This is a genomic window from Microbulbifer sp. ABH2_005 (assembly GCF_056160005.1).
Genome location: NZ_JBSWWI010000001.1, coordinates 2,872,229 through 2,890,188, shown reverse-complemented (window position 1 = coordinate 2,890,188; position 17,960 = coordinate 2,872,229). Strand labels below are relative to the sequence as shown.

The window sequence follows — 17,960 nt, the reverse complement described above, 5'->3', positions numbered from 1 at the left end:
CAATGCATAGCACACTTAAAAGATGGCTCGAAGAGCTAGAAAAGGAAGTTGAGATTGTTTCTTCTCATAAAATAAATGAAGAGGCAGAGTCGAACATGTTTTCTTTTGGCTTTAACCAGAAATTACTCCGTGAGTGGGGGCGTGATTCTGTCCAAGAGTTTTTGTTCAGCTGTGCTGAGCTTTACAAACGTAAGCGTAGTGGGTCAACAATGATTTTTTATTCATGGCTAGATGACCAGATCGGTCAAATACGCATATCAGCAGTTAGTGAATATCATAATAAGCTACCTTTTGGCTGTAAGCTAAATATAACAAGTCTGGGGCAAGTTGTAGATGATTTCTTTTCTAATGATTCCGGTTTGTATACTAAAGGGGTGCTAGATGTTTGGTGCAAGAGCATTTGACAAGTCAATAAACTATGCGCCTTTGGCGCCAGACAGCCATGTTGCCGGTTATTAGAGTGTTAGTGCTACCAAGGAATATTTCAGCTGGAAAATGAAGTGAGAGATTTTTCTTTAGGTGGGTCTCAATGTGGCAGAATCTGATATGAGTTTTCCGGGAAGCCAATCGAAATTTTTGTTTGCCACGTCACAGAGTGACGAAAGCAGTCGGCTTCTGTTCTTGCTATTTCTTTTTTTGCGAATAAAGAAACATTCCGTGTGACTAAGGGTGAGCCAAAATTTTGGCCTCGCCCAACAGGGTCTGGCAATACACTTGAATGTGCCTTATGTCCTAACTGTGGGATCAGGTTATGGCATCAAGGGCAGGATTCTACTGAGATTGTTAGTAAAAAAGGTGGATTTTTAGATAACTCCGTAGATATTGATAGAGCTATTCATATTTGGATTTCACGAAATCTACCGGGATTTCATATTCCGGAGGGTTCTACCCAGTTTTCAAAGGAGTCAGCGTAACCAGGATGGTCTGCGCAATCCGCTTCGCGCAAAAAACGCTACGGCCAGTCTCTGCTGACAACATTTGACGCAAGTAATTTATCTGAGATCTATAAAAATATGGAAGTTGACAAAAGTGACGCTAGGAAAAGAGCTAATGAAATCAAACCTTACCGTTGCAAACATCTTATCGCTGTCCTCGAATATCCAATGGATGTGAAGAACATCGGAACAGTCATTAGAAACGTCAATGCGCTAGGGGTCGAAAAAACATACATTGTTGATCCACGCAATTCACTACCTGATGATTGGCAGGAAATGAGAGAAAGGAAATCACTTTATAAACCATCTGTCTCTGCGATCAAATGGAGCTTCGTAAAGCGGTTTGATAGTACCGAAGAATGTCTGGCTCACTTGAAGAAAAACCGATTCACCTCAATCGTCACTTCACCTCATGTGAAAGGAAAGGACAACTTTATATTGCACGAGGCTGATTATACACAGCCAAAATTGGCTGTATGGTTTGGTAATGAATCTAGAGGTATAAGTGATCTTGCAGTTGAAAATAGTGAGTTCTGCGTATCCATTCCAATGTTTGGAATGATAGAAAGCCTGAATCTCGGAACAACTTCTGGAATTGTTTTGTATGAAGTTACTAAACAACGCCGGGAGTATCAGGAAAAGTACAAGCGGGCCAACCGCGGCGCGTAAAAAAGCAATATGGCGGACGTTTTGCTTTGAACGTTTTTTAAAAAATCACGGCATTCCTATTTCCATGCAAAAAGCACACAAGGTAAGCCGCATTTGATTGCGGAGTTTAACCATACTTAACTTATGAAATTAGTATTTTATTCGAGCGAAGTTTTAATAGGCTACGGGCCAACATTGATTCTTTGGCTTATGGGTGTTGGTATAGGGCTTCCGTATAGCATTGCTGTCATGGTAGAAGGAGAGCCAGTTGGATTTTTGGTGTTTTCATCAGTTCTACTTGGGGGTATTGGAGTATGGGGGATTATCCAATTACTTAGGAGGCTTATATGGAGAGAAATTAATCATCCTATCCAGAATTACCGAATACATCTTTTAATCGGCTGTATTTCTCTCGTTTTAGCTAGCATCGGTTTTATGGGTGTAAATAACCTAATTTCAATCTACTTGGTCATTCCAATATTGGTCACCTGGCACCTTTACTATGTTTGCAAACAAAATAGTTAACAATTAAATGAATCCTATGTCAAAACTACTGCTGCGCTATAGTTTTGTTTCAGGTGATTTAAGAGCCAGTTTCATGGTATGAAAGAAACTTAGATCTCAATGCTGAAGTCGTTACTGGGGGATCAGCCGCAGGGTTTTTATATCATATCGGTGTTCGAGGGCGATTATAGTTTTTATCTGTCACAACCCTATATCAAATAGATCTGCTTTTAAGAAAATTCTGAATTGTCTTCCCAGTCTGGTATTTTGGACTGGATTTAATAGGGGGGCTATGGTTCTCCTTTAATATTAATCTCATCAAAGTCGATTGCCAACCTTCGTGCTCTATGGTTATGCAATAGGGCCACTGCATCGGCGCGAGCATAGTGGCCTGCTGGATCGGCGGCGGTTTTGGCGGCGAGTATTTGGTCTAGGTCAATCTCATCAATCAATAGGCCCTCTTGGTTGTGGGGGAGGTGAATTTTGAATTCTGATCCGTCAGGGGCGAAGATTCGGCTGTAACCGCCTCCCATTTCTAAATAACTTTCCTACTGTTCGTTCTTAACCAGCTGGTTGAAAATAGTTTTATCGACTATTGAACAGGAAGATAAGACAAAGCATTGTCCCTCTAACGCATAGATTTGGTAGACGCGCATACTGACTTCTGGGCTAAATGCTTTGAAGAGTTTTGCATAAAGACCGTAAGTAGGGGTTGCTGCACAGTGTATTTCTTCACTCTGGCTGTACAGCGCAAACTTCATGAGAGGCTGCAGGTGCTCCCAGCAGCAGAGGGCACCCAGACGTCCATATTCGGTTCCTGCAACAATCAGGTCACTGCCATCTCCCTCGCCAAATACACTGCGCTCTACATGGGTGGGCTTTAACTTGCGACGACGCCAGAGAACCTCTCCTTCAGGTCCATAGTGCCACTGGGCAATATAAAGGCCGCCGCCCACTCGCTCTGAGAGGCCCATAATCACATGGATACTATTGCGGCATGCCGCCTTGCGTAGAGCTTGGTCGAACTTATCATCAGCGACGAGTGAGTTCTTGATATAGCTAATGGCGTGCTGCATATTCTCCGCTGGTGGATTTAGCCAGATCCACCAGGGATATCCTGGTAGCCATAGCTCCGGGAAATTTAAAATCTTTGCACCGGCTTGTCCCGCCTCATCAATAAAGGCGATCGCTTTTTCGACTCCTGCTTGCAAATCCAGTAAGCAGGACGCGGCTTGAACTACAGCCACTTTTAACTTTGAGTTGGTCGATTTACTGTCCAGCATAATAAATGTTGTTTCTTGCTAAATAACACTGATCAACCCATAGCCCCTCTCAAAGGTCCAGATTAAGGCAACGGCACAGCACATAGTGGCAATTGAATAGCGTAGTTGAGTCTCCCATGCTTGCTGTCGGCGCCTGGCCAAGTAAAGAAGAGGCCAGATTGCCAAAATTATTAAAATCTGACCCGCTTCCACGCCGAGATTAAATGCCAACAGACTCTGCCAAATATTAGGTGAGTTAATACTGAGTATGTCGTGCAAAACAAAAGAAAACCCCAGTCCATGCAGTAGGCCCAGCATACAGGAAGTGAAAAAAATTGTTAGCTCGCTGGATAATGTAGTGATGGATTGTTTCCTTAGGGAAGGCCAGGCTACATAGATAATAGAGATAGCGATCCCGGTTTCAATTAATGGGATGAACCAGGCAGCGGTGGGAATAAAACCAAAGAATCCCGCTGACAGGGTAATACTATGGCCGATGGTAAAGCCAGTGACACGCCATAGTAGTAGGGGGAGAGTTAGTGCACTTAAGCTAAGGCAGAGTACAAAAAGCACATGATCTAATCCTTCAATAATATGCATTATGCCCTGCCGGAGGAAGGTCTTTACAGAATCCACACTGGAATGGCTAGTAAGAGCAGACATATGTATTACCGCCCTAGAGCGAAAAACCTGAGTTTTTCCTGGGTTGTAGTTGAGGATTAAGTTTGCGTTGTTTTCCTGATTGAGTAAACCCAGTTTTAGTGAGCTGAACAGCTGATTCTCTTTCAGGCTGTTGGGCAAATAGGGTGCGGGATTGGAGGTTTTACCTGGGACGGGATCAATAGTGCGCTGGGCTTTATCACCTAGTAAATAAATAACAGGTAGCCTCGTATAGAGGCTTGCTCCGCTGGGAGTATGCTCAATGTGTCGGATTTTTATATTTTGGTTGAGTAAGAAATGGGCCTCAGCGATTTGGGAAATTGCAGATAAGTGTAACGCCAGAGTCAGTGAAAGGAGCTGAATGAGATATGAATGGTGTTTTTTCATTGTGCCTACCTTCCAAGCCTAGCGGTAAGGTTATCGTATAGAAAGCGGTGTAAAGGCCGATATCTTCCAATAATTGTCAGATTGAGTGATTTCAATGCTCGCACGGGTTTCTCTCGGTAATTGCTCCATCTGTCCCCAGCTATAGTCTTCGATGTATGAGTGCCACTTGCCGACAATTCTGAAAGTCTTGTTTCCGTTTACGACGGTTTGATCCGCATGTTCGATTTCCAGATCGCGTATAGATCTGATTGAACCCTTATTGCCACTACTGGTTAATGGTTGATAGATTTGTGAAAGGTTTTGTACCGTGTAGCTAAATCTCTCTCGACTTACCAGGTTGGCAAGTTGAACTTTTAATTCCTCGCTCTGTGGTTCTTCATAAGCGGCGGAAAGTCTCACAAGCAATGTCTCTGTAATTTCCTTTAGTTCTTTTTTGTTAATGGTTCCAGGTAAGGGGATGCGTAGCTCACTTGGAAGGGCATAATAGATGGGCACTGCGCAGATAATCACGATGCTGTAAAAGAGTATTGGATGCTTGTTTTTGGTTTCCACTTTTTTGCTGCGCAATGTAAGAATAAAAAATACCGCAAAACAGAAAGAGAAAAGCACTGCCATGGGAATGGCGGCTATAGTACTCTCAACGGGCACAGGGTCGCTGTTGGGCGCGCGATAATCGTATAAATAGTTGCGCCATTGGATATCGGGGAAATCCGGCATAACATGGGTGGGGAAAGGGCCTGCTGGGTCTTGGATTAATGTGGGAACGGAGTTGATAGATTCGGTAAAGAGCTTCCAATCTATGGTAACACTCTGAGGTAACTCTTTAATAGGATATTTTTCCCTGTAACCAATTAACAGGGATCCCATCTCAATAGACTCGTGCTCTTTTACGGTGGTGAAGCCCGTATTGTTAGCTTTAAGAAACACCGTTTCAGTGCTGATGGGTTCTACCGGAGTCTGGTCGATGGTGGTGGGGTTTTTTCTTAGTAGAAATTTTTCTGCGGTCTTTTGCAGTTGTTTTCTTCGTTGGATTGTGAGCGGCTGCCAGGCGTTAAAGGATTGGTCAGTCCATTGCAATAAGTCTCTCGGGCGCAGTAGGATCTCGTGGCGAATCTGGCGAGGCTCTACATAGAGAAAGGACCTGAGGGGGTGGCGGTTATGTCGATTGATATTTTGGTTTTCGAATTGAGTGTTCCAGGGATCTTTCCAGTCGATTTTTAGAGGTTCAGTCTGAGACAAATAGTGGAAGCCACTCACTGGTGTGTGGCCGTGCTGACTGGTAAATCCTATTGTGACTGAGGCTGTGCCATCTGAATCTAATGGAGGGCGGATTTCAAGATTGGTCAAACCCTTTATGGGGAATTCCAAATTGGCTAAGATGATGGTCTTATCGGAGGGGAAATCCGGCATACGCACCCCGGTCCTGGGGTCTGTTTTTCCAGCAAAGGGGGAGTTTCTCGGCTTTCTCTCTGCAATTCTGATGGATGTTGTCGTGGGTTCAATTTTTCCATCCGGGGAATAAACTTCAATGGCGATTTCTTTTTGTGTTTGGGCAAGCCGAGCGATTTCATAGATACTTTTGGTTGAAGGTAATTCTGGCCAGAATGTACCGGCATCAGCTGCGGAGATTTCAAGGCTGATGTGTAGGTGATTATTCAATATCTCTATTTCTGCGATATTTGGTGCAGTTTCCGCTCCAGTAAGACTAATAAACTCTGCACGAGTAAGTGGTGATGCAAAGATTGATATAAGGGTCGATATAAGGATCGAAATTACAGTGATGAGTTTGCTCATTTAACTTTTCTATTTTTTTGGTTTCAAGTTTTTGCTAAGAAGTCCTGAGTTAATAGAGGTCAGGCAGCTGAACGCTGGTCAGTTAACTTGGCGCTTTTACGTCGGTGCCGAAAACTTTATTTACCTTTTGATAAATTTGATTAATAAAATTGTGACAAATCACTGGATCGGTCTCAGTGAAGGAGATGGAGCCCACCTTGCCCTCCAGGCTGGCTGGCAGTTTTTGTGTAATGGAAGCTAAATAGAAGCTAGGCGGCAGACATCCTTATTAATCACTCCATTCTGGAGGCCATGTCCTATTTAGTGGCACGCCATAACAAATCATCGTCGGTCAATCCTATTTGTGTAACCCCAGCTGTCTTTGGTAATTAACGGCTCTTTAGCAGCAGCTTAGTAGAAGGGATAGTTGGCGCAGGGATATGGGAATATTGTGACGTTAAAAACATTCTTGTCGATGAAACAGGGCTATAACTAGCGTTAGTTGATCAGGATTAGATGGTTGGGCAGTTCATCCTTTACGGCACTACTTGGGGCGGCCTCTTTTAGTAAGTCTCCACATTGTGCAATACAGAGTAACAGTGCTTCTCCAGCCTTACCGCGCTTAAGTTCCCGCACAAATTGCTCGATGATGGTCTGCCAGTCGTCATTGGAGACATGTTGAGCAAGGCCGCGGTCTGCGAGTATTTCTACATAGTGCTCCGCCTCACAGACAAAAATCAACAAACCCAAGCGATCTTTGGTGCTGTGCAGTTCCTGTTCCAGAAATTGGCGGCGGGCCAGGTTTGAGGCTCGCCAGAATTTGATCTTCTTAGGCACTAAGCGCATGGTGATTGGCCGCCAACGAAAGAACACTGCCAGAACGATAAACAGAACCCACTGAAGCAGGAAGGCCTGTTGAAAGCTGAGCCACCAGGGCAGGAATTGAAATAGTGGTGAGAGCAATAGCGTTATGAAAGCGGCCCATAGAGTGGAAATATATAAATATTTATCAGCTTCCCGCGCGACAATTGCCACCAGTTCCGCATCGGTGTGGGTCTCCACTTCCTTGATGGCCTCGGCCACCTGGCGTTGATAACTGCTACTTAGCATTACCATCCTCCTGAAGCACCTCCTCCGCCAAATCCACCGCCCCCTCCGCTGAACCCGCCTCCGGTACCGCCGCCGGAAAAACCGCCACCTGGGTGTCCGGCGCCGAAGCCGCCACTACCATAGTAGCCACCAAAGCGACCGCGCTTGTAATTTCGGCCTTGAACCGGGGAGCTGAGGACAGAGCTGCCGAATAGATGGAGCATCACCAGTAATAGAAATAGACCAACCACAACGGCCAGGCGCCGGTCTTTTTTAGTCTCCACTGGCTCAGCCACATACTCGTTCTTGGTGGCGGCAATGATGGAGTTCACCCCGGCGTTAACCCCTTTGGCTAAATCGCCTTTCTGGAATTCTGGTAACACCTTGGTTTGGATAATATTGGCAGATAGCGCATCGGTAAGCGCGCCCTCCAGACCGTAGCCCACTTCAATGCGGACTTTGCGCTCCTTGGGCGCTATCAAGAAGAGAATCCCGTTATTTTTCTTCTTGTGTCCCAGCTTCCACTCTCTCGCCAATTGATTGGCGTATTCCTCTATGGTGATACCTTGAAGCTCCGGCAGGGTGGCTACTACCAGTTGATTGCTGCTCTCAGACTCATATTGCTGGATCAACTCTGTCAGTTTGTACCTCTCTTCGGCGGTCAGGAGCTCGGCTCTGTCCACCACTCGCCCAGATAGGGGGGGGAACTGCACCTCGGCCCAGAGCACCATGGCCAGCAGCGGTGTGATGAGTGTCAATAAGGTGAGAGAGGGGCGTGTCATAAGGGATTTCCGACTGCCTATTGGAAGTTGACTTCCGGAGCCTTCTCGGCTCCCTCACTGGTAGCCTGGAAGGTTTCCCTAAGCGGCATATCCCGGTATAGGAGTGCGTGCCAGATACGGCCGGGAAAAGTGCGAATCTCACGGTTGTAGCGCTGCACTGCCTGGATATAATCCCGGCGCGCCACGCTGATGCGATTTTCGGTACCTTCAAGCTGAGATTGCAGGCTGAGGAAGTTCTGGTTGGCTTTGAGGTCGGGGTAGCGCTCCACCACCAGCATCAGCCGCGATAGGGCGCTGGAGAGCTGTGTTTGTGCAGCCTCGAACTGTTGTAGCTTGGCCGGATCGTTGAGTAGCTCACCGTCCAGCTGCAGGGAATTAACCTTGGCGCGCGCTTCAGTAACGGCCTGGAGGGTCTCGCGTTCATGGCCGGCGTAAGCTTGAACGGTTTTAACCAAGTTGGGCACCAGGTCTGCGCGGCGTTGGTACTGGTTTTCCACCTGGGCCCAGGCAGCTTTCACCTGCTCGTCATAGGTGGGGATATTGTTGATGCCGCAGCCACTGATAAAGCTTGCCAGCAGACACAGCAGGGTGCAGCGCCAGATTGGCAGGCTGCCGCCGGTCGCAGAGGTCATACGGAATATCCTTAATCTTCCGTGAACCAACCAAGAATAGTCCGCCTTAGTTGCAGTGCTAAAGGTGGCGTAGAGATGGAGCCGAAATGGCACTAAAAGCAACAATTTTCAAAGCCAAGGTGCAAATAGCCGATATGGACCGCGATTACTACGCGGAACACCAGCTGACCTTGGCGCGTCACCCTTCGGAAACGGATGAGCGCATGATGGTGCGCTTATTGGCGTTTGCGCACAATGCGTCCGATGCATTGGAGTTTACCCGAGGTCTCTCCTCTGATGAGGAAGCGGACTTGTGGCAGAAGAACCTCAGTGGAGAGATCGATCTTTGGATAGAGGTGGGCCTTCCCGCCGAGGAGCGCTTGCGTAAAGCCAGCAACCGCGCCGGACAGGTTTTGGTATACAGTTACGGGCGGCGTGCCGCGCCGATCTGGTGGCAAAAGCTGGAAAGTCAGCTCGAGCGCTTTGAAAACCTCAGGGTTTACCATCTCGCCGCTGATACCACCGAGCAACTAGCGCAGATGGCTGAGCGCAATATGGATTTCAGTATCACCATTCAAGATGGCCATATTTGGCTGGCCGATAACAATCACAATACGGAGATTACTCCGCAAATCTGGAAATAGGAGCAGAGAAATTAATGCCTTCTTTTGACATTGTATCTGAAGTGGATAAGCACCAGCTGACCAACGCTGTAGATCAGGTAAACCGCACTGTCATCAATCGCTTTGACTTTAAAGGCGTGGATGCGGAGGTGGAGATGAGCGATTTTTCCCTGGTGGTGCGCGCCGAAGCCGATATGCAGGTAGACCAAATGGTAGACATGTTGCGCGGTGCTTTGATCAAGTGTGATATCGATCCATTGGCGATGGACGTGGGTGAAAAAGAACAGTCTGGCAAGCAGGTCAAAGTGGGTATCACCCTGAAAAATGGCCTCGACAAAGAATTGTCAAAAAAAATCGTTAAGCTAATCAAAGATGAAAAACTCAAGGTGCAAGCGGCTATTCAGGGTGAGCAGGTGCGGGTTACCGGCAAAAAGCGCGATGATCTGCAGCAGGTGATTGCCCTTTTACGTGGTAAAGAGCTTGAGCAGCCGCTGCAATTTAACAACTTCCGCGATTAATTGGTTCTTCAGTGATTCAACGTTTTCTCTTCAGTATTACTCTTGTGTTGCTCTCGCCTGTGGCGGCAGCAGTGGAAATTACCCCCGCAAAGCTGCAGGCCAGCTATTGGGTGGATAACAGCGAAGGGCTGGACATTTCGGGCTTAAGCTTTTGTGCCGGCAAGTTGCTGGCGGTTTCCGACAAGAACTCTGGGGAGATTTACGCTCTGGCACTGGATGGCGATCGCGCCGAGCTGCGCTCCCATCTACTTCTCGCCGATCTGGGTATCCCCAGTAAGGATCAGACGGGGAGTTTATGGGTCGCCCTTACTGAGTTCTTCCGGCCTGCTGATGAGCTGGACTTCGAGGGTATCAGCTGTGCCGATGACACCATTCACCTGGTGAGCGAGCATTACAACCGTATCGCCAATGTGGATGCTCGGGGTAGGGCGAATTGGCAGGAGCATATCTGGTCACCGAAAGCCAGGGAGCAGGGCTATCTGCAAAAGCCCAACGCTTCCAGCGAGGGGTTGGTCAAGGCCGGTGATACCTTTTGGGTGGCAATGGAGCGCGATCCCCGTGGTTTACTGCGGCTCAACGCTAATGGTGAGGTCAGAACATTTACTCTGCCGCCGGTTTCTGGTCTGGATTTTTATGGGCGTTCAGAAGATCTGACCGGTCTCGATTATTATGACGGGGCTTTGTTCACCCTGGAGCGCAATGCCCACGCAGTATGTCGCAGGGAGCTCTCAAGCTTAAAAGCCCAGTGGTGTGTAGATTATCGCGCGTTAGAGGAGTCTCCCGAACGGATTTACGAAGAAACCCGTTACGGCAAGGGAGAAGGCTTAGCGGTCAATTCCCAGGGCATTTTCGTTGTATTGGATAATAATAATGTCGGCCGTGCTCAGGCGCCGGAGGACAAGCGCGCCTTATTGCTGCATCTAGCCCTTCCTGAGAGTAATCATTAGAGCCTACAAGCACTATCTTTATGACTTCAAAGAGAAGTGCAATTTTTGGCACTGGTGCTGTCGCGTTTGGGGCTTGTCAGTTTTGGGCTGAGGGAGCACAAAGACTGTAGTTAGTGCTCGCGCCTGTGAAAACCGCCGCAAAATGCAATCATTGCCTCTTACCTTAGTCTTTTAATAGGAGTGACTGTGATTAAGCGCCTCCTCCTTTGTGTGTTTTTTGTATTGGTGTCATCCCTGGGGATGGCTACAGAAATTATTCCCGCCAACAAACTCAATCATTACTGGGTAAGCGCCAGTGCCGGGCTGAGTATCTCTGGTTTAACTTTTTGTGATGGCAAACTTTTTACGATTTCCGATAAAAAATCAGAAGAGATTTATGAAATTGTCGTGGAGGGCAGGCGCGCTGAGTTGGAGCCTTATTTGACCCTCTATGGGCTTGGTGCCCCGAAAAAAGATAGGCCCACAAACTTTTGGCACTTTTTACTGGATCTTACCCGACCAGCTGCGGCAATGGACTTTGAGGCAATCAGCTGTGTAGATAATAAATTTTATTTGCTGAGCGAGCGCTATAACCGCATTGCAGAAATAAATATGCAAGGTGAGGGCCATTGGCTGGAAAATATGTGGTCGTCCACAGCAAAAGCTCAAGGTTATTTAAAGGGGTATAACCTTTCAGGCGTGGGTTTGCAGAAGATCGGCGATGACTTTTGGATTGCGTTAGAGAGCGATCCCCGCGGTCTGGTAAAGATCGGTCCCAAAGAGAGCGTGCAAATTTTCAAGTTGCCGCCAGTTGCAGGGTTGAATTTTCGAGGGCAATCAGAAAATTTAGCGGCTCTCTATTACTATGATGGTGCGCTGTTTACCCTGGAGCCAAATGCTTATGCGGTGTGCCGAAGGGAGTTGCCAAGCTTGAAAGCACAGTGGTGTCTGGATTATTGGGAACAGGAAAACTCCTCTGAACTCAGGTATGAAGTTTCCCGTACTGGCGGCAAAGGGGATGGGTTGGCGGTGAATGAACAGGGTATTTTTATTGTGTTTGACAACGATAATATTAGCCGCATCCATGATCCTCAGGATCGGAGAGGGCTTTTGTTGCAGCTGGCTTTTCCCGAGGCGCAGTAGGTGGTGGTTGAGAAGTTGCCTGTTCTGTTAGACGAAATTCGCGCTTGTCGCCTCTGTGAGGATCACCTGCCTTTAGGACCCAATCCTGTGCTGCGTGCAGCGGCATCTGCGCGCCTGTTGATCGTAGGGCAAGCGCCGGGGACCAAGGTCCACGCCACCAGTATCCCCTGGAATGACCCCTCCGGTGATCGCCTGCGCGAGTGGTTGTCGATTGATAGAGATACCTTCTACGACGAATCTCAGATTGCCATTATCCCCATGGGCTTCTGCTATCCGGGGCGCGGTAAGGGGGGCGATCTGCCACCGCGCCCTGAGTGCGCCGCAACCTGGCACAAGCGCCTGCTGCAACAGTTGCCTCACTTGCAACTCACACTATTGGTGGGACAATACGCCCAGCGCCACTACCTGCCGCACTGGTATGGCAGCATTACTGAGAATGTTCGCCACTACCGCGATGCTCTGCCAGCGGGGTATTTCCCTTTGCCGCACCCCAGCCCACGCAATACGTTATGGTTGAGGCGCAGGCCCTGGTTTGAGGAAGAGGTAGTGCCCGAGTTGCAAAAATACGTAAAAAAGATTTTGAAGGTTAGATAATGCCGGTTCCGGACAAAATTAAGATCCACCCCTCCTGGTATGATGTATTGGGTGAAGAGTTCAAGAAGCCCTATATGGCCGAGTTGCGCCAGTTTTTGCGGGGAGAAAAAGAGGCTGGCAAGCGTATCTATCCACCAGGTGGGCAGATCTTTAACGCCTTTAACTCGACTCCATTTGATCAGGTGAAAGTGGTGATTCTGGGGCAGGACCCGTATCACGGTGTGGGTCAGGCACACGGCTTGTGTTTTTCTGTTATGCCCGGCGTGCGTATCCCACCATCACTACAGAATATTTACAAAGAATTGCACTCAGATATGGGGATACCCCCAGCGCACCACGGTTGTCTACAACCCTGGGCAGAGCAGGGAGTACTGTTGCTCAATGCCACCCTCACGGTAGAGGACAGCAAGGCTGGCGCCCACCAGGGCCGCGGTTGGGAGCAGTTTACTGATACCGCTATCCATAAGCTGGCGGAAGAACGCGAAGGTCTGGTGTTTGTACTCTGGGGTAGTTACGCGCAGAAGAAAGGCGGTTTTATCGATCGCAATAAGCATCTGGTACTACGCGCCCCTCATCCGTCCCCCCTCTCAGCCCACCGTGGTTTTTTTGGCACCAAACCTTTCTCTCAAGCGAACCATTGGCTACAAGAGTGCGGTGAGATGCCCATTGAATGGGCCCTGCCTGAGGCACATCAGTTAAAAAGAGTTGCTGTAGAAGTTTAATCGCTAAGATCCCTTCGATAAATACCACCTCTCAAAATACCAACCCAGCTTACGATCGTTAAGGGTAAGCTGGGTATATTTAGTCAATTAACCTGAGCGATATTTATAAGTGTTTGAGGCTGCTTCTAGTAATACCTTTGCACTGGTGTATTTAAGTGCCTGAGAGAATTCACCCCATTGATGGCTGATTTTTACTTTTTATAAGCTGTCTATAATGTTTTCAGTCTAAGGTTATGCGGTTTTCTGATGTGAGCTTTTGAGGAGTTCAACTCTTTTTACATAGGTTGGTGCTTTGTGAAATTTTCTGCGATACCTGACAGCTTAATTGGGGGCGTTAATGTTACTGGCGCTAAATGATTTGGTCGATTATCTTTTGGGAATTCTCTCGGCTCCATTTATGGAGGCCCTTCTCACGGCAACTTTTATAGGTTCTGGAGCAGTCCTGAAAAAAAGGATCGATGTAAAAGCTTTTAGAGATTTATGGGGTAATTTTTTTGGCGAGTCTGACTCTGAAATTCATGTGGTGCTTCCTCTGATAAAGCAAAAAACACTTTTCTCTGAGATCGCGAATACGGAAAGTCAAATACCTGAGAATGTGTTGTTTCTGCCTTATAGTGAATCTCTTGGGATACAGCTTCTAAAAGATGCTATTGAAAAAGCATACCCGAAGAAAAATGTAATTTTTCATGATTCCAGGAATTTTGTTGGCGATCAAAAGAGCTTTATCTGTATTGGTGGCCCGGCGGTAAATGTTGTTAGTCGTGATTTGATGCTTACTAGAAAGATAGATTCCAAATTTAAAATGGATTTCTTGGGTCGTTTTGCTGTTGATGGTGTTGATGAGAGCATTTATAGGACCAATACATTAAAAGGGTCGATTACTGAAGATTATGGGTTCATATTTTTTACAGAGAATCCCTACCATAAAAATAGCTGTATATGCTTGATTTTTGGCATATGGTCCCATGGGACTCATTCGGCAGTGCAGGCTTTGTGCCAGAAGGGGGAGCCTCTGAAAGAGTTGGTCAGATACCTTAAAGACAATAAATCTCTATTTGCTGTCACCAAATCTACGGTGAGGGGGATGGTGACAGGCTTTCCATCCGTCGAGAAAATGAGAAAAATAGAGAATTGTTGCCAGGTGTCAGCCGATTCTGCTTAAATTTCTTGCGCTAGGGTGATTAAGGAGGGGGAGTTCGCTCTAGTTTAATGGTTTTCTGACCCTTTGCCTATCTTACATTAGTGGTGCTTGTCAGATTGTGCACTTCCTTTGGGAACGTGTTTTTACTCCCATTATTCTGAAATGATAAATGCGCTAGTTATGTAGGTTTATTGGATCTTAATATGTTTTCATTGAAAAAACATTATCTAACCCTTTCTTGATATTGTTGATTGATAGGTGCGCGGTCTTTACCTCGTTTGCTGCTGGGTCATAGAGAATAATGGCGGGGTAACTGTGGGAATAATTTCCTATTTAGCGGCGCCTTCTTGATCGAATATGATGTAACTGACTGTCCTCCTTTTTTTCAACAGACTTCCAGAGCGGTCGCATCAATAGTCTGGCAAATGCGAACCCTACAAAAAACAGGTTGCAAATATAAGCCATAAAGTAGGGGCCAAATTCTCTCTCAAAGAATATTCCGGCGGCATTTAGGGTGCTTATTATGACCACGGAGCAGGCTATGCCAAAGAGCCCATAGTAGGTGAGTCGCATTATGGTAGAGACAAATTTAAAATGCCTTTTCTTCCAGAGATATACGATAAATCCTGTGGTTGCTACTCCCATCAAGGCACTGCTGATGGACCATACATACCCCGGCTTGATATGAAAATTTAGTAGAGCAAGCGAGAATGCCGAGAGTAGAGCGCTAAATAGGCTGATATAGACGATCATAGCAAGGGACACGACATGCCCCCGGGTGATGGTTTCTACCTTACGGGACTGAAATGTCGCCACCATCGCTGCAAATCCCGCCAAAATGATAGCGACTTCTATTATGTGAAGCAGCTGATCAATTTGTCCCGACAGTTTATCCATCTTTAGCTGTCGTCCTGAGCAGTGGTGATAAGTTGGAGGTAATTACCCGTGAATAAAGGATAGTTTATGCTTTTTTCGACTTGCTGTTTCTGTTGAAGGTTTATATGGGGGTGGGGTTTCTTGACGCCTCAACCTGCTTATCTATTTTCTTTAGCGAAAATTCCAATTTATCTCTTGCCTGTGTATTTCCTAAGTGGGCCTCTCAGTTCATTTTCTCTCACCACCTCCCACATTGGGCGCATAAGCAGTCTGGAAAAGGCATATCCAACAATAAATAAATTTAAAACGAAAGATAAAAAGTAGGGGCCGTATTCCTTATTGAAGCCAATTCCGAGGGCATTTAGCAGATTGACAAGAACCATGGTTCCTGCAAGGCCAAAAAGTAGGAAGTAGGTGATTTTGGCCGCTTTAGATACCGTCTTTAGTCGTTTTTTTATCCAGAGATAAATGATAGAAAAGGTTGTGGCTGCGCTCATTGCAAAGCTGCTTAGGGACCATAGATTCTGATCGCTAATGCCAAAGTTGGATAATATGAGGGTGAAAGCGGCGAGGAGCGCATTGACCAAGCTGATATAAATAATCATTGCAAGGGAGACAATTCTTCCCTTGGTGATCTTTCGCGTCTTCTTGGGCTGGAGTGTGCCTACGATTGCGGCAAAACCGGCCAATACGATGCAGGATTCCAGGGCGATAATAAGCTGATCAATCTCTTTCAATAGCGCCTTCCCCTGCTGCCACGAAAGTGGAAAATAGCATAAACCAGTGTAGTGGCCCTAGTTGCTGCTGTAGTAGATCAGCTAATAAAATTACCGATGTTTCTTTCCTATACCAGTAGAGGATTGTTTGTATGGTTTTAAATATAAAAAGGCGACTCGGAAAGTCGCCTTTTTAATTTGTGCGGATTGGGCGTTAATTTTTAAGCTAAAGGGTCGGCGTCGGCATCGTAAGGCAGTTCCTGAATCTCCAGGGTGCGGCCGTCTTTTAGTTTTAGGGATTCGCCGGCGGCAACTTTGGCGATGGTCAGTACCGCGAGTAACTCTATACCCTCTTCGCTATGACAAGCTTCAACCAGGTTGCCGATGCTTTGTTGTCCCTCAGCAAAAATCTCCAGTCCACTGGCGGGAAGATCACCACCCTCACACTTTGCTCGGTACAGGCGGCGCTTGGCGGCACCGCGAAACTGCATACGGGCGACCACTTCCTGGCCGGTATAACAACCTTTTTTAAAACTTACGCCGCCGAGCAGGTGCAGGTTAGTCATCTGCGGGATAAACATCTCAGAAGTGGCAGCATCAATTTGGGGGATGCCGGCCTCTATTTGTCCCTTTTGCCACTGGTCGTAGCCGGTCGCCTCGCTGTGTGGGGAAAGCATCTGCCAGAGTTGTTGTGTCTTACTGGCAGGGCAGAGTAATGCCAATTGGAGCTCATTGGTCGATTGGGCGATACAGCGTTCACCGTCAAAATTAAAAGTGACACTTTGACCGGGGGAGGGGGCTTCGAAGCCGAGCAGTTGTGCTGTCTGTTCCGCGACATCCTGCCCTTGCAGGCCGAGCCAGTGGAATTCCTCGCTGATATCGCGAAGCTCCGCCTTAAAAAATACGGCGTACTTCGCCAGTGCCTGCTGGGCTATCGGGGCCAGGTTGCGGGGCAGGCGGAGTATAAATTCGCTTTGGGAGAGTTTTAGGGCGCTAAAGGCGCTGATCATGCGCCCTTTAGGGTTGCAGTGGGCGCCCAAAGTGCTGTGTCCATCGGGTAGATTCACAAGGTCGCAGGTGAGTTGGCCTTGTAGGAACTTCTGGCTATCGGGGCCGATTACTGAAACGGCGCCTACTGGGCCGAGATCGATCAGATGTAACCCCTGGCGATTATCATTGCTGGTAAGAGGGAAGTGGGCCCTGCCGCCTTCCCAAATGGCGCCTTCGCTGCTGAGAAAATCCTGCCACTGTTGCTGGTCCATAGTGTTGCCACCTCCGGTTGTCTTGGTGGCATTAATTGGGGATTGCCGCGCCCCTTTTCAAGTTTGCTCAGCTAGCAGGTATACTGCGCGCTTTAACCTGGTTGGAAATGAAGTATGGATCGCAACCGCCTGTTTTGGGCCAGCCGCCGCGGCATGTTGGAGCTGGATCTGGTGCTGCTGCCGTTTCTGGATAATATCTACGAGACTCTGGAGCCTGAGGATCAGCAGCGCTATGTGCGACTGATGGATGAGCAGGACCAGGACCTGTTTGCCTGGTTCATGCGCCGTGAAGATCCGGCCGACCCGGATTTGCTGCGTATAGTGCAGATCATTCGTGACAACACCGGTTTGCAGCAGTAACTCTCGGCCTCAATATTACGAGCGCAGCGCGCGCTTAAGCTGCGTTGTTGCGCGATCGCCTCTCCTTCATCTTTTTTTGCTGCTTGCTACAGGGCAGGCGGTATTGCTGCTGTGGTTGTGTGACCTCCCTCTCTGGCTTTTTTGGCCCTCTCTGTTGCTTGTCTGCGTCTATGCCTTTTTAGAGAAGCGCCGTCTGGGGCGAATGGTTGGGGTTATATCGACCCGGGAGCGCCGCTGGTTTTGGCGGGGTGAGAGTGATGAGGAGCGTGAATTTGAGTTTTGCGGTGAGTTGGTACTGTGGCAGTGGCTGCTGGTAATTCGCGGACGCGATCAGGCCGGCGCATCCCTGCGCCTGGTGCTGGCGCGGGATGCGCTTAATGGGGACGACTGGCGCCGATTGCAGGTGGCACTGCGGTATTCACGTTAGG

General features: G+C 47.7%; 21 protein-coding genes and 1 pseudogene. 12 read left to right on the top strand and 10 right to left on the bottom strand.

Annotated elements, in window-relative coordinates:
• The first annotated feature begins 2 nt into the window (after window positions 1-2).
• The 3 genes and pseudogenes from ACXAFI_RS12585 to ACXAFI_RS12575 all read left to right on the top strand — a co-directional run bounded on the left by ACXAFI_RS12585 (window position 3) and on the right by ACXAFI_RS12575 (window position 1,604).
• Window positions 3-404 carry a hypothetical protein gene (locus ACXAFI_RS12585; RefSeq protein WP_475109089.1) on the top strand — a complete coding sequence of 134 codons (402 nt, stop codon included), beginning with the start codon at window positions 3-5 and terminating at the stop codon, window positions 402-404.
• 207 nt (window positions 405-611) lie between these two features.
• A pseudogene (locus ACXAFI_RS12580) lies at window positions 612-914 on the top strand (GFA family protein); the annotation flags it as partial.
• Window positions 915-1,013: 99 nt separating this feature from the next.
• Entirely contained in the window at window positions 1,014-1,604 is a 591-nt protein-coding gene (locus ACXAFI_RS12575; RefSeq protein ID WP_475109088.1) for a TrmH family RNA methyltransferase, read from the top strand.
• Window positions 1,605-2,377: 773 nt separating this feature from the next.
• Here ACXAFI_RS12575 and ACXAFI_RS12570 read toward each other — a convergent pair.
• The 7 genes from ACXAFI_RS12570 to ACXAFI_RS12540 form a co-directional block, all read right to left on the bottom strand.
• Window positions 2,378-2,539 (bottom strand): hypothetical protein, encoded by a 162-nt coding sequence (locus ACXAFI_RS12570; RefSeq protein ID WP_475109087.1) that lies wholly within the window; start codon window positions 2,537-2,539, stop codon window positions 2,378-2,380.
• 96 nt (window positions 2,540-2,635) lie between these two features.
• Window positions 2,636-3,370, bottom strand: coding sequence for a carbon-nitrogen hydrolase family protein (locus ACXAFI_RS12565; RefSeq protein WP_475109086.1), 735 nt, complete (start codon window positions 3,368-3,370; stop codon window positions 2,636-2,638).
• 18 nt (window positions 3,371-3,388) lie between these two features.
• Window positions 3,389-4,396: a HupE/UreJ family protein gene (locus tag ACXAFI_RS12560; protein WP_475109085.1), complete on the bottom strand. Its 1,008-nt coding sequence runs from the start codon at window positions 4,394-4,396 to the stop codon at window positions 3,389-3,391.
• Window positions 4,397-4,426: 30 nt separating this feature from the next.
• On the bottom strand, window positions 4,427-6,190 hold the full coding sequence (locus tag ACXAFI_RS12555; protein WP_475109084.1) for a hypothetical protein: 1,764 nt from the start codon (window positions 6,188-6,190) through the stop codon (window positions 4,427-4,429).
• 477 nt (window positions 6,191-6,667) lie between these two features.
• The gene (locus tag ACXAFI_RS12550; protein ID WP_253868892.1) at window positions 6,668-7,279 is read right to left on the bottom strand and encodes a TPM domain-containing protein; all 612 of its coding nucleotides are present in this window, start codon (window positions 7,277-7,279) and stop codon (window positions 6,668-6,670) included.
• Complete coding sequence (locus ACXAFI_RS12545; RefSeq protein WP_475109083.1) at window positions 7,279-8,040, bottom strand: TPM domain-containing protein; 762 nt, start codon at window positions 8,038-8,040, stop codon at window positions 7,279-7,281. The genes ACXAFI_RS12550 and ACXAFI_RS12545 overlap by 1 nt, the downstream gene beginning before the upstream one ends.
• A 17-nt stretch (window positions 8,041-8,057) precedes the next feature.
• Entirely contained in the window at window positions 8,058-8,672 is a 615-nt protein-coding gene (locus ACXAFI_RS12540) for a LemA family protein (RefSeq protein WP_444921589.1), read from the bottom strand.
• Between the two features lie 86 nt (window positions 8,673-8,758).
• Between ACXAFI_RS12540 and ACXAFI_RS12535 the strand changes: the two genes are divergently transcribed.
• From ACXAFI_RS12535 to ACXAFI_RS12505, 7 genes are all read left to right on the top strand, one after another.
• On the top strand, window positions 8,759-9,295 hold the full coding sequence (locus ACXAFI_RS12535) for a YaeQ family protein (RefSeq protein ID WP_152452568.1): 537 nt from the start codon (window positions 8,759-8,761) through the stop codon (window positions 9,293-9,295).
• Between the two features lie 14 nt (window positions 9,296-9,309).
• Window positions 9,310-9,792 (top strand): YajQ family cyclic di-GMP-binding protein, encoded by a 483-nt coding sequence (locus tag ACXAFI_RS12530; RefSeq protein ID WP_152452570.1) that lies wholly within the window; start codon window positions 9,310-9,312, stop codon window positions 9,790-9,792.
• 71 nt (window positions 9,793-9,863) lie between these two features.
• A complete protein-coding gene (locus ACXAFI_RS12525) occupies window positions 9,864-10,739 on the top strand; it encodes an esterase-like activity of phytase family protein (RefSeq protein WP_475109082.1) in 876 nt (291 codons plus the stop codon).
• 186 nt (window positions 10,740-10,925) lie between these two features.
• Window positions 10,926-11,861 (top strand): hypothetical protein, encoded by a 936-nt coding sequence (locus ACXAFI_RS12520; protein WP_475109081.1) that lies wholly within the window; start codon window positions 10,926-10,928, stop codon window positions 11,859-11,861.
• 15 nt (window positions 11,862-11,876) lie between these two features.
• Window positions 11,877-12,455 carry a uracil-DNA glycosylase family protein gene (locus ACXAFI_RS12515; RefSeq protein WP_475109080.1) on the top strand — a complete coding sequence of 193 codons (579 nt, stop codon included), beginning with the start codon at window positions 11,877-11,879 and terminating at the stop codon, window positions 12,453-12,455.
• Window positions 12,455-13,177, top strand: a complete 723-nt coding sequence (ung, locus tag ACXAFI_RS12510; RefSeq protein WP_475109079.1) for a uracil-DNA glycosylase — start codon at window positions 12,455-12,457, stop codon at window positions 13,175-13,177. The genes ACXAFI_RS12515 and ung overlap by 1 nt, the downstream gene beginning before the upstream one ends.
• A gap of 337 nt (window positions 13,178-13,514) precedes the next feature.
• Window positions 13,515-14,339 carry a hypothetical protein gene (locus ACXAFI_RS12505; protein WP_475109078.1) on the top strand — a complete coding sequence of 275 codons (825 nt, stop codon included), beginning with the start codon at window positions 13,515-13,517 and terminating at the stop codon, window positions 14,337-14,339.
• A 312-nt stretch (window positions 14,340-14,651) separates the two neighbouring features.
• Here ACXAFI_RS12505 and ACXAFI_RS12500 read toward each other — a convergent pair whose 3' ends face one another.
• From ACXAFI_RS12500 to ygfZ, 3 genes are all read right to left on the bottom strand, one after another.
• Complete coding sequence (locus ACXAFI_RS12500) at window positions 14,652-15,215, bottom strand: hypothetical protein (protein ID WP_475109077.1); 564 nt, start codon at window positions 15,213-15,215, stop codon at window positions 14,652-14,654.
• A 167-nt stretch (window positions 15,216-15,382) separates the two neighbouring features.
• On the bottom strand, window positions 15,383-15,931 hold the full coding sequence (locus ACXAFI_RS12495; RefSeq protein WP_444921596.1) for a hypothetical protein: 549 nt from the start codon (window positions 15,929-15,931) through the stop codon (window positions 15,383-15,385).
• A 200-nt stretch (window positions 15,932-16,131) separates the two neighbouring features.
• Window positions 16,132-17,172, bottom strand: coding sequence for a CAF17-like 4Fe-4S cluster assembly/insertion protein YgfZ (gene ygfZ, locus ACXAFI_RS12490; RefSeq protein ID WP_475109076.1), 1,041 nt, complete (start codon window positions 17,170-17,172; stop codon window positions 16,132-16,134).
• 114 nt (window positions 17,173-17,286) lie between these two features.
• Between ygfZ and ACXAFI_RS12485 the strand changes: the two genes are divergently transcribed.
• Window positions 17,287-17,532: an FAD assembly factor SdhE gene (locus tag ACXAFI_RS12485; protein WP_152452590.1), complete on the top strand. Its 246-nt coding sequence runs from the start codon at window positions 17,287-17,289 to the stop codon at window positions 17,530-17,532.
• Window positions 17,507-17,959, top strand: a complete 453-nt coding sequence (locus tag ACXAFI_RS12480; RefSeq protein WP_475109075.1) for a protein YgfX — start codon at window positions 17,507-17,509, stop codon at window positions 17,957-17,959. Before ACXAFI_RS12485 ends, ACXAFI_RS12480 begins: the two co-directional genes overlap by 26 nt.
• Window position 17,960 lies beyond the last annotated feature (1 nt).

Bases quoted from the DNA above. Each gene is read 5' to 3' on its own strand.
- ACXAFI_RS12575 (WP_475109088.1), top strand. From the start codon at position 1,014: ATGGAAGTTGACAAAAGTGACGCTAGGAAAAGAGCTAATGAAATCAAA.
- ACXAFI_RS12535 (WP_152452568.1), top strand. From the start codon at position 8,759: ATGGCACTAAAAGCAACAATTTTCAAAGCCAAGGTGCAAATAGCCGAT.
- ACXAFI_RS12560 (WP_475109085.1), bottom strand. From the start codon at position 4,396: ATGAAAAAACACCATTCATATCTCATTCAGCTCCTTTCACTGACTCTG.
- ACXAFI_RS12545 (WP_475109083.1), bottom strand. From the start codon at position 8,040: ATGACACGCCCCTCTCTCACCTTATTGACACTCATCACACCGCTGCTG.
- ACXAFI_RS12530 (WP_152452570.1), top strand. From the start codon at position 9,310: ATGCCTTCTTTTGACATTGTATCTGAAGTGGATAAGCACCAGCTGACC.
- ACXAFI_RS12550 (WP_253868892.1), bottom strand. From the start codon at position 7,279: ATGCTAAGTAGCAGTTATCAACGCCAGGTGGCCGAGGCCATCAAGGAA.
- ygfZ (WP_475109076.1), bottom strand. From the start codon at position 17,172: ATGGACCAGCAACAGTGGCAGGATTTTCTCAGCAGCGAAGGCGCCATT.
- ACXAFI_RS12485 (WP_152452590.1), top strand. From the start codon at position 17,287: ATGGATCGCAACCGCCTGTTTTGGGCCAGCCGCCGCGGCATGTTGGAG.
- ACXAFI_RS12565 (WP_475109086.1), bottom strand. From the start codon at position 3,370: ATGCTGGACAGTAAATCGACCAACTCAAAGTTAAAAGTGGCTGTAGTT.
- ACXAFI_RS12505 (WP_475109078.1), top strand. From the start codon at position 13,515: ATGTTACTGGCGCTAAATGATTTGGTCGATTATCTTTTGGGAATTCTC.
- ung (WP_475109079.1), top strand. From the start codon at position 12,455: ATGCCGGTTCCGGACAAAATTAAGATCCACCCCTCCTGGTATGATGTA.
- ACXAFI_RS12585 (WP_475109089.1), top strand. From the start codon at position 3: ATGCATAGCACACTTAAAAGATGGCTCGAAGAGCTAGAAAAGGAAGTT.
- ACXAFI_RS12500 (WP_475109077.1), bottom strand. From the start codon at position 15,215: ATGGATAAACTGTCGGGACAAATTGATCAGCTGCTTCACATAATAGAA.
- ACXAFI_RS12540 (WP_444921589.1), bottom strand. From the start codon at position 8,672: ATGACCTCTGCGACCGGCGGCAGCCTGCCAATCTGGCGCTGCACCCTG.
- ACXAFI_RS12555 (WP_475109084.1), bottom strand. From the start codon at position 6,190: ATGAGCAAACTCATCACTGTAATTTCGATCCTTATATCGACCCTTATA.